Origin of the sequence: Pediococcus parvulus (assembly GCF_964063155.1) — a bacterium.
GTDB classification, from domain to species: Bacteria; Bacillota; Bacilli; order Lactobacillales; family Lactobacillaceae; genus Pediococcus; species Pediococcus parvulus.
The window spans coordinates 206174-223382 of sequence record NZ_OZ061292.1; the positions used below are offsets into that span (position 1 = coordinate 206174).

Here is a 17209-nt window from a genome sequence, read left to right on the forward strand (position 1 = left end):
TTGAGTCCGTTTTGTTATGAAAATGCAGTATAGTGCATTTTCACATATGAACAAAAAAGCTCGGAACATTGGAGTTCCAAGCTGTTTCATTGTTATTAGGCTATTTTTAAAGGTTTTTATCCATATTAAATGTTAATTTTGAAAGGGTTAAACCTTCAGTTAACAAGTGATAGAACAAGGTCATTGTTCGTTTCTTCATAGCTGCCACAGTTTCGTGGTTGGCGTCTGTTAAGTATTCAGTTAAGTTATCGTCTGAATAATCAGCAGCCTTCTTGTCGATTTCAGCAACCCGTGCCCGTAATTGTTCTTGTGAGGCGGTTAAATAATCGATATCTTCTTGAATAAATTTGCTGTAGTGACCTTCCACAACAGATGAGAGGGCTCGGTACATCCAGTAAGCATCATCCAAATTCATTGTTTCGGAAGTGTTGCTGTAACTTGGGTCTGTGTCAGTAGCATTGTTGTAGAATGGCACGTATGGACTGAATGCAGGCACACCGAAGTTTAACCAGAAAATAGCGGAAAGCTCATCAGGCACGTTGTTACGAATTTGCAAAACGTGTGAGTTTTGAGTCCGGTTCATTGAAATTGGACGGAACTTCAAACGATCTTTATCGTCAGCATGACCAAATGGATCGTAAGGAGTCTCGTTGTAATGAGAGCTCAAAACGTAACCGACATCTTCAACAGAAATTTTGTGTTCTGTATGGCAAATGAAAGGTAACTCACTTGATTGTGGATCCTGTTCGATCTCTGGATTCAAGTAATGTTGACCAAACCAAACACGGGGTGTGTTGTAGTGACGGTCTTTTTCAGTAGAAGTGCCAAAAATGTGACGGAAATTCCAACCAGTTTTATCAGGGTTCAAATGGTTAGTCTCGACAAATTCTTGGATACCTTCTGACCACATAAAGTTGTCAGGATCATTGAAGTCAATCTGTTGGATGGCAACCTGGTTTGCAGCAACTGCATAAGCATCATCGGGAATGCGTTGAGCAACCCAGTGATGGCCGGTAACGATTTCCATGTACCACACGTCATTCTTATCACTAAAAATAACACCGTTGCCTTCAGGTGAACCGTATTTGGCAATTAATTTACCTAAATAAGAAACACCATCTTTAGCAGAGTCAATATATGGTAAAACCATTGTTGGCATGCTGTCTTCAGCTAATCCGCCGGGAATCAAAGGATCATAAGCGAGACTCTTAGGATTGCCGTAGACACTTTCAGTAGCACTCATAGCGACATTTTTTTCGTTAAAGCCACTTTCGTCGTAAATTCCGTCTTTAGCAGGGTTGATATTTGGAACCGCACTATGGCGGTAGCCGTTATTTGGTAATTTAGCAGTAAAGCCGTTTTGTGACGAAGTGATTGTTTCGTTTACATCACTTTCTGCGGGATGCATATAGAAACGGTGGGGTGCAATTGGTAAAAATGTGTCGTCATTACGGGCAACCATGGTTGAACCGTCAATGGAAGCATTTTTGCCGACTAAAACTGTGGTACAAGCTTTTTCCATCAATGTAAAAACTCCCTTTATATATAAATTTGTTAAGTCCATTCTAACTCAAATTGATTTGGACTTCATTAGTGGCAAGTTAAAGCAAATTAAAACGATTTCATAAATGAATATAGTCTATGCTTTAAAAAGCTACTATACGAAATTTAATCACACTATTCAGCACTTTTATTTGCTTTCTTCAGGACTTTATAAGAATATAAACAGTGAAGAATGGAGCGATCATATGATATTATTTTCTAATTTAGTACTCGGACTTAACCACATTCCGTTTCCACGAACGACAGCAAAAATCATTGTGCTGATCATCATTGTGGTGGGCGGATATCTTTATAATTGGTGGCAAAATCGCCGATGAAAGCAACAAAAATTACTTTAAATGAGTTATACAATATTATGGAAACCAACATGGGTCCACAAGTTTGGCTGCAAGATGGCACTGATTGGGCCGAGTCGCCTTGGGAAGTTATTTATGGGTCAATTCTCGTACAAAATACCAATTGGAAAAATGTGGCACCAAGTCTATTGAAACTCAAAACAGCAACTAATTTTGATCCAGAAAAGATTGAACATTTAAGTTTAGAAGAACTCACAGATTTAATTCGTACCAGCGGATTCTATACACGCAAAACACAAACTATTTTTAATATCTGCCACTGGCTCGAAAACTATCAATTCGATCTTGCCAAAATAAAAACTTATCATCAAGCAGATTTGCGCCATGAATTACTAAGTCTGAAAGGAATTGGTAATGAAACTGCTGATTACATTTTAATGTACGTTTTGGATAAGGCCAATTTTATGGTTGATGCCTATTCACGGCGGTTGTTTGGGTGGCTGGGATGTAAATTGCCTAGTCAATATCAACAAGCCCAAGCGTTAATAGAAGCTCAAGTTACTTTTGATCTTGAAAAATGGCAAAATTTCCACGCTCTTATTGTGAACTATGGGAAAACAGTAAAAACAAAAATAGCTTTTGAAGAAAGTTTCCTTTATAACTATCAAGTAAATTTAAAATTGAATAAATAACTGCGTATATCCATAAATGATGAGTAAAAATCGTTATTTATGGATTTTTTTGTATAAATAATTAAAAATGCGTTGACTTTTTATGAGAAGATGCTAATATACAGTTATTGAATATTTATTCTTTAAATAAAAGAAAATATGAATATAAATACCATTAAGGGGTAACGATATGAAAAATAAATTTTTAGCATTAGGGGCAATTTTATTTTCAGGGATTTTATTTGCGGGCTGTTCGTCAAGTAAGGCAGACAGTGATACGGAAATGATTAATGTCACACTAGCTGGTAATCCAGCGACGGCCGATCCGAATAAAGGCGGTGACACAAATAGTGGTAGTTTGTTTGCACAAACGGACGGAGGTTTATACAAACTCGATAAGAATCAAAAAGTTGTCGCGGGCATTGCGACGAAGGTTGTCACACCAACGAATGGTGGAAAAACTTACACGTTTAAAATTAAGAAGAACGCGAAATGGTCAAACGGTAAGGCGATTACAGCGCAAGACTTTGCAACTTCATTTCAGCGCCAAGTAGATCCTGACACTAAATCTCAAGTGGCTAACTTACTGACATATGTCAAAAATTATCAAGCCGTTCAAGATGGCAAACTGAAACCTTCTGCTTTAGGAGTCAAAGCATTGAATAAACATACACTTCAAATTCAGCTCTCAAAACCAGAGCCATATCTAAAGACTGTCTTAGCAACATCGTTGTATCCAGTTTATAGTTCGTATGTTAAAAAATATGGTTCTAATTATGGGACATCATCAACTAAAGTCGTTTCCAGTGGCGCCTATAAATTGGTTGGTTGGAATGCCACTAGGGATACTTGGTCATATGTTAAGAATCCTTATTACTGGAACGCCAAACAAGTTAAATTAAGTAAAGTGAACGTCCAGGTTGTTAAGGATGACACCACGGCCGTTAACTTGTTTAAAGGTAACAAAGTTCAAGAAACAGCGATTTCGGGACAAACCGTGAGTCAGTTTGCCAATACTAAAAATCTGAGCACACAGTTAATTTCGCGAATGGCGTTTCTCGAATTCAATTACAAACGTAAGGCAACCAGTAATGAGAACTTATCCAAAGCAATTAGCTTAATCCTAAATCGAAAAACGATGACTTCTAAAGTTTTGGCAGATGGTTCCGTTCCAGCACTTAATATGGTGCCAAAAGGGGATTCTACGGATGCTAAGAATGGTAAAGATTTCGCAAGTGAAGTGGGTAACTTACTCTCCTTCAACGTTGCAGAAGCGCAAAAAGATTGGAAACTCGCTCAAAAGCAGTTGGGCAAAAAGAAAATGACTTTAACAATGTTAGTTGATAACACCTCAACTGATAAACAAGTGGGGCAATACATTCAAGGCCAAGCGTCTAAATACTTGAAGGGGCTAACCATTGAAATTAAGCCAATGCCTCATTCCCAACATATTGGTGTTGCGTCAAATGGCGATTATGATATTAACCTAGATGGTTGGACGGGCGATTATCAAGATCCTGAAGAATTCCTCCAACTTGGTAATGGTCAAGATCCAGTGAACTTCACTAAATGGGCTGACAAACATTACACCAAGTTAATGAGTGAAATTGATGACACTAATAATCATACAACGAGTGAACGTTGGGCATTGATGCAAGAAGCTGATAAGTACTTGATGGCTAAACAAGGGATTGTGCCACTTTATCAATCGACAGCTACGCATTTAGTTAGCAAGAATGTCAAAGGACTTACCTATTCAAACCAAGCTGGAAAAGCGTTATATCAATACGCATCCGTAAAATAAAGGGAGAAATTGCTTATGACTGATAACGAAAAAATTACTATCTTACAAAACTTGATTCAAATTGAATCTGTAAATGATCACGAAGAAAGGGTTGCTGACTATATCAGCTCATTATTTGAACCCTATAGCGATCAAGTTCAAATTAAAAAGGTGCCTTTTGCTGAAGGACGAACAAATTTAGTGGTTACGATGGGGAACAAAACCGGCAAACACCTTGGCTTTAGCGGTCATATGGATGTGGTGGATCCTGGCAATGTGGAAGAGTGGCAACATGGCCCATTTTCTGGGGATGCTGACGCTGAGGCAGGAAAATTATTTGGCCGTGGGGCTTCTGATATGAAGAGTGGCTTGGCAGCCGCTGTAATTATTATGCTGGAATTGTTGGAAAGTGGAACTGCAATTGAAGGTCAACTCAAATTGTTGGCCACGGTTGGTGAAGAAACTGGTGAGTACGGGGCCCATGTGTTGACACAAGCAGGGTATGCGGATGATTTGGATGGTTTGATTATCACTGAACCACATATGGACGGCATTATCACGAGTTGTAAAGGTGTGATTGATTATCAAGTTACTTCAATTGGTGCGCCTGCTCATAGTTCGCGTCCCAATATGGGGATTAACGCGATTGATAATTTGATTCAGTTTTACTTAGCAGCCAAGAAATTGATGGCACAGCATAATGAAGTGAATCCTAAACTAGGCAAGATGACCCACAGTATTGATATTATTGATGGTGGCAAACAGGTTAATAGTGTCCCGGACTATGCCATGTTAAAAGGCAATATTCGTTCTATTCCGGAATATTCAAATGATCAAATTTTTACGGACCTGCAAAAGATTGTGGATGATTTGAACACGAGTGATCCTAAAATGAAGTTAAAGATTGAATTCATTTATCCAGAAGTCCCTATTATTAATGGTGAAAATCTCTTAACTAAACTCGCTCAAAAAATTAGTGAACAGTACTTCGACCAGATCCTGCCTGTTGAAAGTTCTTCGGGTGCTAACGACGGGTCCGAGTTTGTCCAAGCCAAGAAACAATTTCCAATTATTCTCGTGGGTCCGGGGAATAATTCCTCTCACGGTTATGACGAATATGTCGATATCGCTCAGTATTTGAATAGTATTAACTATTTGAAAGATGTTGCCGAGCAGTTTGTAGGTGTTAGCGAGTTTGCTGAAGTTCAAGATTAGCCTTCTTTATCTGCAACCAAGCCTTTCAAAATTAACTTCAAGCCAGCTTCAAATTGTTGTTTTGCCGACTCAGAATTTCGACTTTTAACAGAGTTTTGCATGTGCACTAAGTGTTCATCATGGGTAATTTGATGAATTTGCGTTACCTGTTCATGCAAGTAGGCAGCCTGTTTGTCGTTGATCTCAGTGCGAAATTGGCGTTCTTTTGAAAGGTCGATCACTAAACCAGTTAAAAAGAAATCAATTGTGGACATCGCGGCACTGCCTTGGGTTTCACTAAATCCGGCATCGACTAAAATTCCAATAATGTGATTCATTAAGGCTAAACGCACTTCAGATGACGGGATAGTTTCGATCATGAGCTCGGCGGTATGGGGATGCGTTGTGTAGACATCGAACAAATTGTTAAACAATTGGGTAAGTTGAGTTTTCCAATCTAAGTTGGCATCAGGAAACGAAATTTGAGCGGCAATTTCATCAGCCATAGCTTGTAAAATTGCTTGTTTACTTTCGAAATACCAATAGATTGTGGAAGCATCAATCTGTAAGGTTGTGGCGACCTTGCGCATGGAAAACTGGTCTAGTGATTGGCAATTCGCTAAAGTTTTTAGTGAAACTTGAATAATTTGGGGACGTGAGATTTTTGATTTCGGCATGATTTAAACTTCCTTAGTTCTGTTTTTTAAAACTATTTAAACACTAATTTGAAATAATATCTTGTTTTTCCAGAGGGACAACAAGCTTTTTCAAAATTGGTGTTTTTTTAGTTGACTTATCCAACAGTGTTGGATAAATTAGTATAGTTATCATAATAGCATGGATGTCAGAACGGAGGAAAGTATTTGAAAATTTTAAAAGATCACGCACGAAAATACTGGGGAGATATTTTGTTGGCCATGGTGACTGTCGTTGTAATGGCAGGATCAACCCTTTGGCAGCCTAAGTTATTACAAAATGTGATTAATGCCATTTTAAAAAATCAGAATCATAAAATCGAAACGTTGGGGATTTATTTAATTGTGATTGCCGTGATTGGCTTAGTTGCGGGTATTTTTAACACCATTCTCTCCGCTAAAGTCGCGCAGTCAATGAGTGCGGATATTCGGGAAACTGTTTTCCGAAAAATTGAAACTTTTTCATTTGGAAATATTGAAAAGTTTCAGGCCGGCAATTTAGTAGTGCGCTTAACAAATGACGTCAATCAAATCCAGAATTTAATTATGACGGCACTGCAAACCCTGCTACGGGTGCCGATTCTGTTTGTGGGGGCGTTTATTTTGGCGATCAACACAATCCATCAATTGTGGTGGATTATTCTGGTGTTGGTCATTCTCGTGTTTGGTATTTCAGCGGCCACGTTTGGTCAGATGGATCGCCATTTTGGTCTGATGCAGGGCTTAATTGACCGTGTCAATGAATTGGCAAAGGAAAACCTGATTGGAGTGCGGGTAGTAAAATCGTTTAATCAAGAAAAAAATGAAAAAGATCGTTTTAATGAGGTTTCAGACAAGTTAAATGAGCAAAATATTTTTGTTGGAACCTTGTTTTCAGTTTTGATTCCGGCATTTACCTTAGTTGGAAACTTAGCAGTTGTAGCCGCAATTTATTTTGTGGGCGATTTGGCTAAGAGTGATCCCGGTAGTGTGGCCGCAATTGCTTCGTTTGTGAACTATTTAATGCAGGTTATGTTTGCCATTATTATTGGCGGCATGATGATGACCTTTAGCGCCCGAGCAATGGTTTCACTACAACGAATTCGTGAAGTGCTGGATACGGCGCCAGAGATTACGTATTCAAACTCAACAGAGCAGGAGTTGGATGGTTCTGTTGAGTTTGAAAACGTGTCATTTGCCTATGCGGGTGATGAAACGCCAACTTTAAAGGATATTAATTTTAAGGTAAAAGCAGGCGAAATGGTCGGAATTGTGGGCGCTACTGGATCCGGAAAGTCTACTTTAGCGCAGATGATCCCGCGTTTGTTTGACCCGCAAACCGGAGTGGTTAAAGTTGGTGGCGTTGATTTGAAGCAGGTAAATGAACGTTCACTACGCAAATCAGTCGCTTTTGTTTTGCAACGAGCCATTTTATTTTCAGGAACGATTGGGGATAACTTAAAGCAAGGTAAAAGTGATGCGTCCGAAAAGGATATGGATCGGGCCAGTCGGATTGCACAGGCTGCCGAGTTTATTGATCGGTTACCAGAACGTTACGACGCTTCAGTGGAAGAACGGTCAGCCAACTTTTCAGGTGGTCAAAAACAGCGTTTATCCATTACACGGGGCGTCATTGGGCAACCCAAAGTTTTGATTATGGATGATTCGACTTCTGCGCTAGACGCCCAATCTGAAAAATTGGTTCAAGAAGCTTTAGATCACGAATTAAAAGGAACCACCACTTTTATTATTGCGGAAAAAATTGCGTCAGTGCTGCATGCAGATCGAATTTTTGTTATGGATGATGGCAAATTGGTTGGTGAAGGCACGCATGCACAACTAGTTAAAAATAATCGGATTTACCAAGAAATTTATGCAACGCAAAAGGGAAAGGAGGCCATCTAAATGAGTGAAATCGGGAAAGCAATTAAATTCTTTTATCACTATATGAAACGCTATAAGATCGGGTTTACTGTGACAATGTTAGCGATTATTGCCTCAACTTATTTTCAGGTGAAGGCGCCTGTTTATATGGGGAAAGCAATCACAGAGTTGGCAAAGTATGTCATTGGCTTGACGCGTGGGGTGAGTGATAAAGGCTCGTTTATGCAGGCAATTTGGATGTTACTTCTTTTCTATGTTTTGACAGTGGTGGGGATGTTTATTTCCAACATTGTGGTGACTTATATTTCAGGAAACTCTACGAACCGGATGCGTCGAGGATTGTTCGGCAAACTGCAACGTATGACGATTAAGTTTTTTGATTCGCATCAGGATGGCGATATTTTGAGTCGATTCACAAGTGATTTGGATAATATTTCAAACGCGCTGAATCAAGCATTAGGCGAAATTATGATGAATATCGCGATGATGATTGGAATTATCATTATGATGTTTCACGAAAATATTTCTTTGGCGTGGGTGACCATTGCATCAACGCCGATTGCCATTATTATTGCGGTCATTCTGATTTCTAAAACGCGTAAGTATGTTGATATTCAGCAGGATGAAGTTGGAAAATTAAACGGTTATATTAACGAACAAATTAGTGGTCAAAAAATTGTGATTACAAATGGTTTGCAAGATGAAGCCATTAAGGGATTTCTACCACATAACGAAAAAGTTCGTAAGGCCACGTTTAAAGGCCAAGTTTATTCGGGGATGTTGTTTCCAGTAATGAATGGCTTGTCGCTAGTGAATACGGCAATTGTGATCTTCTTTGGAGGTTGGTTAGCGCTAAATGGCGATATGGCGCGCACGACGGCTTTAGGATTGATTGTTGTTTTCGTGCAGTATTCACAACAATTTTATCAACCAATTTCACAAATTTCTTCACTCTATAGTATGTTTCAGGTGGCTATTACGGGTGCTAAACGACTTAACGAGACCTTTGACGAACCAGATGAGATTAATCCGAAAGATGGTAAGCGGCTGTCTGGATTGGAACACGGAGTGGCATTGAAAAACGTACACTTTGGTTACAATGAGGGTAAAGAGATTTTGCATGATGTGTCAATGAATGTTGAAAAAGGACATATGGTTGCGTTGGTGGGCCCAACTGGCTCTGGAAAAACGACGATTATGAATTTGTTGAATCGTTTTTACGATGTGAATGAAGGCTCGGTCACGTTTGATGGTGTGGATGTGCGTGATATTGATCTGAAAAGTTTGCGAGATCATGTGGGAATTGTGTTGCAGGATAGTGTGATTTTTTCGGGAACGATTCGAGATAATATTAGTTTCGGAAAACCGGAGGCAACGGATGAAGAGGTGTATGCGGCTGCGAAACAGGCGGATATTCACGATTTCATTATGAGTCTGGAAAAGGGATATGAGACAAAGGTTTCGGATGAAAATTCGGTGTTTTCAACGGGACAGAAGCAGTTGATTAGTATTGCGAGAACGATTTTGACGAATCCGACGTTGTTGATTTTGGATGAGGCGACGTCAAATGTGGATACGGTGACGGAGGCGAAGATTCAAAAGGCGATGGATAATGTGATTCAGGGAAGAACGAGTTTTGTGATTGCGCATCGATTGAAGACTATTTTGAATGCCAATAAGATTGTGGTGTTGAAGGATGGTAAGGTGATTGAAGAGGGTAGTCACGAGCAATTGCTGGATGAAAAGGGATTTTATGCGGAACTGTATCATAATCAGTTTGTGTTTGAATAAAAAAGAGTGCTAAAAGGAGCGATTAGCTTCTGAGCATAGCCTAGGTAACTGAATGATTCGGGTTTGGAATCGTTTAGTTACCGTAGCTACTACTCCACATTAAGGATGATTATTAGCAAAGAACGCTAATAATCTTTTATGTTTCGGACGATGACCATTCTTGTGGCCGAAGTTCAGACCGCAAGAACTGGCACTACTCCACATAGAGGATGATTATTAGCAAAGAACGCTAATAATCTTTTATGTTTCGGGTGATGACCATTCTTGTGGCCGAAGTTCAGACCGCAAGAACTGGCACTACTCCACATAGAGGATGATTATTAGCAAAGAACGCTAATAATCTTTTATGTTTCGGACGATGACCATTCTTGTGGCCGAAGTTCAGACCGCAAGAACTGGCACTACTCCACATAGAGGATGATTATTAGCAAAGAACGCTAATAATCTTTTATGTTTCGGGTGATGACCATTCTTGTGGCCGAAGTTCAGACCGCAAGAACTGGCACTACTCCACATAGAGGATGATTATTAGCAAAGAACGCTAATAATCTTTTATGTTCCGGGTGATGACCATTCTTGTGGTCGAAGTTCAGACCGCAAGAACTGGCACTACTCCACATAGAGGATGATTATTAGCAAAGAACGCTAATAATCCTATATGTTCCGGGCGATGACCATTCTTGTGGCCGAAGTTCAGACCGCAAGAACTGGCACTACTCCACATAGAGGATGATTATTAGCAAAGAACGCTAATAATCCTATATGTTCCGGGCGATGACCATTCTTGTGGCCGAAGTTCAGACCGCAAGAACTGGCACTACTCCACATAGAGGATGATTATTAGCAAAGAACGCTAATAATCCTATATGTTCCGGGCGATGACCATTCTTGTGGCCGAAGTTCAGACCGCAAGAACTGGCACTACTCCACATAGAGGATGATTATTAGCAAAGAACGCTAATAATCCTATATGTTCCGGGCGATGACCATTCTTGTGGCCGAAGTTCAGACCGCAAGAACTGGCAAGCGGAATAAGCTGCCTTTTTAAGCACGTTTCGGCTATAAAGGTAGAAAAGCTGAGAGACACAACAGTTGATCTGAACAAAAATTAAAGTAGGATTGAGAAGATACGATTTTTCTCGATCCTATTTTTTGAATTCTTTTAAATAAATGAGTTGCATTTTAGAACGTATGTTCGTATAATGAAATGCAAAGAGGTGATGGCGATGAATTACGATCGAGAACCCCATGGTGTGTATTTTATGATTGATAACAAATCATTTTATGCCAGTGTTGAGTCTGTCGCACGCGAGGATGATCCTTTGGAATCGGTTATCGTGGTCATGTCGGAAGCAAAAAATACTAATGGTGGTCTGATTCTGGCGGCATCGCCTAAAGCCAAAGAATTATTTGGTATCACCAATGTTTCGCGTTGTCGAGATTTACCGGATGATTCCCGATTAAAGGTTGTCCCACCGCGGATGAATCTTTACATAAAGAAGAATTTGCAGATTAATGAAATTTTCACCCAATTTGTAGCTGATGAAGACTGTTATCCTTATTCGATTGACGAATCAATTTTAGACATGACGAAATCTTGGCGGTTATTCGGACGAACACCTTTAGAAGTCGCTCATCGGATGCAAACGGCAGTTCATGACAAATTAGGTTTATGGACAACTGTTGGGATTGGTGAAAATCCGGTTCAAGCAAAGCTGGCATTAGATTTGTTTGCTAAACATGACAATGATCGCATTGGTGAGTTAACTTATGAAACTTTCCCCCAAAAGATTTGGCCGATTACGAATTTAGTATCAGTCTGGAGCATTGGGCATCGGACAGCAGCTCATCTCGAACGCGTTGGTATTCACAGCATGGATGCATTGGCCCACTCAAATCCCTATGAGTTGAAAAAAGAGTTTGGTATCATCGGTACGCAACTTTTGGCACTCGCATGGGGAATTGATCATAGCCAATTATCTAAACTGTTGACTCCTAATGATAAGAGTTGGGGAAATTCCCAAGTTTTGGCTCGCGATTATTTGGTTCAAAGAGAAATTGAAACGGTAATTAAAGAAATCGGAAGTCAGGTTGCCTCGCGAATGCGGCATCATCAACAGCAAACAGGATGTGTCAGTTTAATGATTGGTTTTTCTTATGCTAGTGCGGAAACTGATGGGCGCAGTGGTTTTGCACATTCTATGCGAATTGATACGACAGATAGTCCGGATCAGATTAACCAGTATTTAGTGTATTTATTTCGAAAAACATGGGATGGCGAGGGCATTCGTAATATTGCCGTCAGTCTTTCTCATTTGTCAGCAAATGACGGTTTGCAACTAGATTTATTTAAAGATCCACATGCACAAATCAAGCAAAGTTTAATGATTCGAGTGTTAGATAAAATTCATGACCAGTTTGGCAACACGGCGTTGATCCCAGCTAGCAGCTTATTGCATGGTGCGACTATGCTGGAACGTTCGTCATTAGTTGGCGGTCACAATGGGGGTAATAGTTTTGATTGAAACATACGATCAGGCGGCAAAGGTAATTTTGGAACGATTAGAAAAAGATTTTTTGCGGCAATCACGAACTATTTATCAAATGCTGATTGTCCGTGATCGTTTTGATGAAGCTTATAATTTCTTTTTGGAAGTTAAGCCAAAAAATCATCGCGAGAAATCCATTCCACTGCATACGTTAGAGAATTATGATTTAGGCTACTTAGAGTCTGTAGTACATTCGTTGCGCAAACAAACACAGATCACAATGCAGTTTAAAGGCTTTGGCGAATTAGTTTGGCCGCAAGCACAGACCAGAATTAGTAAGGGATGAGATTATGATTATCAAACGGGTAGATGAATCAGTTATCGAACAATTTTTTAAAAATGACTATCATGATCGCGGAATGCTCAAGTGGGGCGGCTTTTTCCTTTCAGATCATACCAGTGCCATCAAGAAAATGAAACGAGATAAGGTTCCTGAAAGACAACTTCCAGAACAATCATTGGAAAAAGTTAGTCAGTCTTTAAAACAGGCATGGTTACATAAACAGGTTGTTCATGTCCAACTGAAACTCATAAACGATGGTGAAATGGTGAGTTCGATGACTGGCAAAGTTGCTGGTTTTCACGATGAAAAGATTATTTTTGCCGATGCTGAAGACCAATTACATTCAGTTATGCTTGAACAAATTCGTAATGTACATTGGCCACAGGCAGCTGTAGATTGGCGAAATATAAGTTAAAAAAAGAGTTGAAATAAACTGAGCCCCGACAATTGGAATAATCCAAATTATCGGGGCTCAGTTTACCACTACTTTTTATTATTAGAACGTATAAAATTATATAATACGATACTTATTACTAAAATTATTACTATAATCGTAATTAATACTTTTAACATTTTGTTTTTGCTCCCTCATAAGTGATACTTATTTTTCCATATACCAACTTTCGTGTAGCTTCATGTTTTTATTGGTTTTACCCCAGCTAGTTATTTTCACAGTATAACAAATGCAATATGCTGTGCTGGATGGGGGTATCAAAATATTAGTATAAGTAAACTTTGTATAAGCATTTACATTAGCTCAAACATGAGTTGCCATGAGATCTGTTGCTTTACCAAAAAACAGAAATGGAAATAATCATCATGCTCAAAGACGAAAATATAATTTATAACGGAAATACTGCTGTTTGGGCCATAATCAATAACAAGCTTGTCGCGGTGTTAATTACTGACCCCGAACTTGAGACAACAACGTTATGGCAATCAAACAAGAAAATCAAATTAATGCCAAAAAAAACTAAACTTGTCGATTTTTCCGTATGATATATGCTTGCACCAATACCACTTTAACAGTCCATCTTTAAAATGTCCATTCAGTCATACGGCGATTTTTAATTTGCACGTATAAACATGGATAGAGAATTGAACGTAATTGATTCTTATTCAGAAATCATTAACGCATTCGTGGCTGGCAATAACACGTGAGACAAAGTTTTTTATTTATTTAACGGTGTGTAAGGCAATGATCACTTCTGAGGTACGTTAATGTTATGAAAGTGTCTATTATTAAGCTGACGGACAAACAAAATTGAGAGAACATGATATAATGTATGAAGTAAGACGTCTTACAATTTCAAGGATGAGGAGGCATTAAATAATGGATAATATACTAAGTAAATCTGCTAAACTATCAAGCCGTGGACAAGTTGTTATTCCAGTTGAAATTCGGAATAAAATGCAACTATCTACTGGTGATGAAATTGCGTTTACGCAAACTAATGATGGCGACATAACCATTACTAAACTGCCCACTCGCTTAGAATGGGGAGATCTAATCAAAAACATCCCAACTGAAGTTGTCGATATTGATGAAAATGGACATTATGACCCTAAGAAAAGTCCTGATTTTGACAAATGGATGAAAGAAGATGATTCTGATCTCTAGAGTCATGAAGATTTTCATTGCAAATGTGTCATTTGATGAGCAGCCAAATACTACAAAGCGTAGACCTGCTCTAGTCGTTGCGTACAATAATCAGTACGTAACGGCTTTTAAAATTACATCAAAATTTGGTAGTAAATCAAGATCAATTCAAAGTACCTATTTTCCCATCCTTGAATGGAAAAAGGCGGGTTTGTACAAAGCATCATATGTTGATACACACAAACTCTACCAAATTTCGGCCAATGCCGTGTTCAAACGGCCACCAATCGGCGAATTAACGTCAAATGACGTCGCAAGACTAAAATTATTTATACAAAAGCCGACTAACATTAGTGATGAATCATAATTCGACGAAATTATGATTCACCACTTTTTTATTTTGGTAAAGTGGTAATTCATACGCTCGTAAAATACTATTTAGAGTCGTTTTAAATATGTTAACTGTTGCCAAGTACCATCCATCAAACATCAGCATTCTTTATCAACGAAAAAAGCAATCTTCTAGTGAATTCAACACTAAGAAGATTGCAGTAGCAGCAATGGACCGTTTGATCAGGACCATTTTCCACCTAATTAAAAATAATGAATTATATGATTCACTGAAATTCTCACCAGAAAAGTAAATGATTAATTCATTTATTGATATTCTAACATCTCAAAAATTTATTAATACCAGACGCACTATTTGTTGTACATTAAATCGAACATTTAAGCCAATAAAATTACAACCTCAACTTCAAGTAACCGCTGATAAAAAAAGGAAAACCTATTAACTAAAGGTTTTCCTTGACTAATGGTAGAGGTAGACAAACTAGAAACATAGCTGTACCACGCCTATATCAAGTTTATTGCAACTCTTTTTATGCTTTTAAATTAATGTCGACGTGTGAACTTCACAACCGCTTCACAACGGGCAGTTTGTGGAAACATATCAATTGATTGAATGTAATCGACAATGTAAGTTTTTGTTAATTGCGCCAGATCTCGTGCTAACGTAGATGGATTGCATGAAATGTAAACAAATCGTTCTGGCTTGCTAGTCAAGATGGTTTGAATCAAGACATCATCTAATCCAGTTCTTGGTGGATCAACTACCAGGGCATCGGGATGGAAGCCTTCTGCCATCCATTGAGGTAAAACTTCTTCAGCTTTACCAACTTGATACTTAGCATTGGTAATGCCGTTTAATTTGGCGTTTTCATTGGCATCTTCAATTGATTCCGGGATAATATCCATCCCCCGAACTTCTTTTGCCTGAGCGGCTAAAGACAGGCCAATTGTTCCCACACCAGAATAGGCATCAACTAAGTTATCATTTGGTGAAAGTTCAAGTGCTTTGCGAGCTTCATCATACAGTTTTGCGGTTTGATAAGGGTTTAATTGATAAAAAGCCCGTGCAGATAAATTGAAGGTCAGATCTTCTAGCTTATCCTGAATAAAAGTTTTACCGGCTAACAAAGTGGTGTCATCACCCCAAACAAGGGATGTTTTTCCCTTGTTGACGTTTTGCATGTAAGAAACAATTTCCGGAAACCGTTTCTGAAGTTCAGTAATCAAGTCGCGTTTGTGGGGCAACTTAGTGGAGTTAGTAATAAAGACTAATTGAACTTCATTAGTAGCAACCGCAACCCGGACGACAATCGTTTTAACGATACCTGAACCATGTTCTTCATCATAAATAGGAACTTGGTAAGCTTCCAGCAATTCAACGACACGGCGCATGACTTTCATTATCAGTGGATGTTGAACACTGCACGTAGGTAAATCAACTAAGTCATGACTGTTTTCTTTATATAAACCAGCAGCTACTTTGCCATCCAAAACACGCACTTGGAACTGGGCCTTGTTACGGTATTCGTAGGGGTTATCCATCCCAATTGTGGGTAACAGTTTGTAGTACTTATAACCAGATGGGCGGTACTTTTCTAAAGCTTGACGTACAACGTCTTGCTTAAACTCTAATTGGGCTGGATAAGATAAATGTTCTAGCTCGAATCCACCGACTTCATCAGCAAATGGGTCACGTGGTTCTACACGATTAGGACTCTTCTGCCGAATTGTGTGGAGTTTTGCGATCATGTAACGGGGATGAATTTCGGTAACTGTGGCGGTAACCACTTCGTCAGGAAGAGCACCCTTCACAAAACAAATAGTATGTTTGAAATAGCCAATCCCTTCACCATTAATGCCTAAGCGTTTGATGGTTAAAGGAATTCGTTGACCGATTGGAATGGATTCCTGGACAGTTTCACGTTGCGGACGGCCTTGATGCGAATTTCTTTGATTTTGATAATGTGAATTATGATTATTGTTCATGGTGTTTCCTTTCTATTTTGAGACACGTTTAACTAAGCATTTATTCAACTCGTTTGATGGATTGACCATTATAATCTTGGTAATAAAGTTCTGAAACGTCATAACTTTTGAAGACTTGAAGTAGATCGAAAAAGTCATCAACAGCCTGGGCTTGTTTGACTTGATAAGGATCTTCCCAGAAAACGTCGCCTTCTTTGGAACTTTGTAAAGAACCTTTGAACTGATTAGTTCGAAACAAAAGCACGATGTAGCGCACATCTTTTTGAGCCATAAATTGTTTAACACCGATTAATTGCGGATTCTGGATTTGGAGATTGGTTTCTTCATAAACCTCACGGATTGCTGATTCTACAAAGGATTCACCGGGATTTACATGCCCGCCTGGAAAAGTGATGCCAGTCCAGTTTTTGTTGAGTCGATTTTCAAGTAAGACTTTTTTGTTGTCCGGATCTTCTACCATAACAAGGTTGGTTAAAATAGTTTTTTCAGGTAAATGTAGTGACATGGATTGCATTCCTCCAAGTAACGATCTTATGGTCTATCATACCAGAAATCGGGGATGAAAATTTACTTTGCTAAATCTA

16 protein-coding genes are annotated in these 17209 nt (G+C 38.9%); 12 read left to right on the plus strand and 4 right to left on the minus strand.

Annotation, left to right across the window (positions count from 1 at the left end; translation table 11 throughout):
* Window positions 1-106 precede the first annotated feature (106 nt).
* The gene (locus AB3217_RS00995; RefSeq protein ID WP_057784388.1) at window positions 107-1525 is read right to left on the minus strand and encodes a C69 family dipeptidase; all 1419 of its coding nucleotides are present in this window, start codon (window positions 1523-1525) and stop codon (window positions 107-109) included.
* Between the two features lie 223 nt (window positions 1526-1748).
* Here AB3217_RS00995 and AB3217_RS01000 point away from each other — a divergent pair, with 223 nt between their 5' ends.
* From AB3217_RS01000 to AB3217_RS01015, 4 genes are all read left to right on the plus strand, one after another.
* Window positions 1749-1880, plus strand: a complete 132-nt coding sequence (locus tag AB3217_RS01000) for a hypothetical protein (RefSeq protein ID WP_260267302.1) — start codon at window positions 1749-1751, stop codon at window positions 1878-1880.
* Window positions 1877-2551 carry an endonuclease III domain-containing protein gene (locus AB3217_RS01005; RefSeq protein ID WP_367365527.1) on the plus strand — a complete coding sequence of 225 codons (675 nt, stop codon included), beginning with the start codon at window positions 1877-1879 and terminating at the stop codon, window positions 2549-2551. Before AB3217_RS01000 ends, AB3217_RS01005 begins: the two co-directional genes overlap by 4 nt.
* 169 nt (window positions 2552-2720) lie before the next feature.
* Window positions 2721-4334, plus strand: coding sequence for a peptide ABC transporter substrate-binding protein (locus tag AB3217_RS01010; RefSeq protein ID WP_367365528.1), 1614 nt, complete (start codon window positions 2721-2723; stop codon window positions 4332-4334).
* Between the two features lie 15 nt (window positions 4335-4349).
* On the plus strand, window positions 4350-5528 hold the full coding sequence (locus tag AB3217_RS01015) for an ArgE/DapE family deacylase (RefSeq protein ID WP_367365529.1): 1179 nt from the start codon (window positions 4350-4352) through the stop codon (window positions 5526-5528).
* On the opposite strand, the gene AB3217_RS01020 is transcribed toward AB3217_RS01015, so the two are convergent.
* The gene (locus AB3217_RS01020) at window positions 5525-6184 is read right to left on the minus strand and encodes a TetR/AcrR family transcriptional regulator (protein WP_068806705.1); all 660 of its coding nucleotides are present in this window, start codon (window positions 6182-6184) and stop codon (window positions 5525-5527) included. The genes AB3217_RS01015 and AB3217_RS01020 overlap by 4 nt on opposite strands.
* 186 nt (window positions 6185-6370) lie before the next feature.
* On the opposite strand from AB3217_RS01020, the gene AB3217_RS01025 reads away from it, so the two are divergent.
* From AB3217_RS01025 to AB3217_RS01060, 8 genes are all read left to right on the plus strand, one after another.
* The gene (locus tag AB3217_RS01025; protein WP_068806702.1) at window positions 6371-8086 is read left to right on the plus strand and encodes an ABC transporter ATP-binding protein; all 1716 of its coding nucleotides are present in this window, start codon (window positions 6371-6373) and stop codon (window positions 8084-8086) included.
* Window positions 8087-9856 carry an ABC transporter ATP-binding protein gene (locus AB3217_RS01030; protein WP_367365530.1) on the plus strand — a complete coding sequence of 590 codons (1770 nt, stop codon included), beginning with the start codon at window positions 8087-8089 and terminating at the stop codon, window positions 9854-9856.
* A gap of 1226 nt (window positions 9857-11082) precedes the next feature.
* A complete protein-coding gene (locus tag AB3217_RS01035) occupies window positions 11083-12381 on the plus strand; it encodes an excinuclease ABC subunit A (RefSeq protein WP_260289983.1) in 1299 nt (432 codons plus the stop codon).
* On the plus strand, window positions 12374-12691 hold the full coding sequence (locus tag AB3217_RS01040) for an acetyl-CoA carboxylase (RefSeq protein ID WP_147206750.1): 318 nt from the start codon (window positions 12374-12376) through the stop codon (window positions 12689-12691). The genes AB3217_RS01035 and AB3217_RS01040 overlap by 8 nt, the downstream gene beginning before the upstream one ends.
* 4 nt (window positions 12692-12695) lie before the next feature.
* Window positions 12696-13103 carry a hypothetical protein gene (locus tag AB3217_RS01045; protein ID WP_084254293.1) on the plus strand — a complete coding sequence of 136 codons (408 nt, stop codon included), beginning with the start codon at window positions 12696-12698 and terminating at the stop codon, window positions 13101-13103.
* Window positions 13104-14021: 918 nt separating this feature from the next.
* Window positions 14022-14309, plus strand: coding sequence for an AbrB/MazE/SpoVT family DNA-binding domain-containing protein (locus tag AB3217_RS01050; protein WP_057784396.1), 288 nt, complete (start codon window positions 14022-14024; stop codon window positions 14307-14309).
* A 4-nt stretch (window positions 14310-14313) separates the two neighbouring features.
* Complete coding sequence (locus AB3217_RS01055) at window positions 14314-14655, plus strand: type II toxin-antitoxin system PemK/MazF family toxin (RefSeq protein ID WP_057784415.1); 342 nt, start codon at window positions 14314-14316, stop codon at window positions 14653-14655.
* Between the two features lie 88 nt (window positions 14656-14743).
* Window positions 14744-14932: a hypothetical protein gene (locus AB3217_RS01060; RefSeq protein WP_068806690.1), complete on the plus strand. Its 189-nt coding sequence runs from the start codon at window positions 14744-14746 to the stop codon at window positions 14930-14932.
* Window positions 14933-15182: 250 nt separating this feature from the next.
* Here the strand turns inward: AB3217_RS01060 and rlmD are convergent, their stop codons facing one another.
* Window positions 15183-16625: a 23S rRNA (uracil(1939)-C(5))-methyltransferase RlmD gene (rlmD, locus tag AB3217_RS01065; RefSeq protein WP_057784398.1), complete on the minus strand. Its 1443-nt coding sequence runs from the start codon at window positions 16623-16625 to the stop codon at window positions 15183-15185.
* Between the two features lie 40 nt (window positions 16626-16665).
* Window positions 16666-17130, minus strand: coding sequence for an 8-oxo-dGTP diphosphatase (locus AB3217_RS01070; RefSeq protein WP_260267763.1), 465 nt, complete (start codon window positions 17128-17130; stop codon window positions 16666-16668).
* Window positions 17131-17209 lie beyond the last annotated feature (79 nt).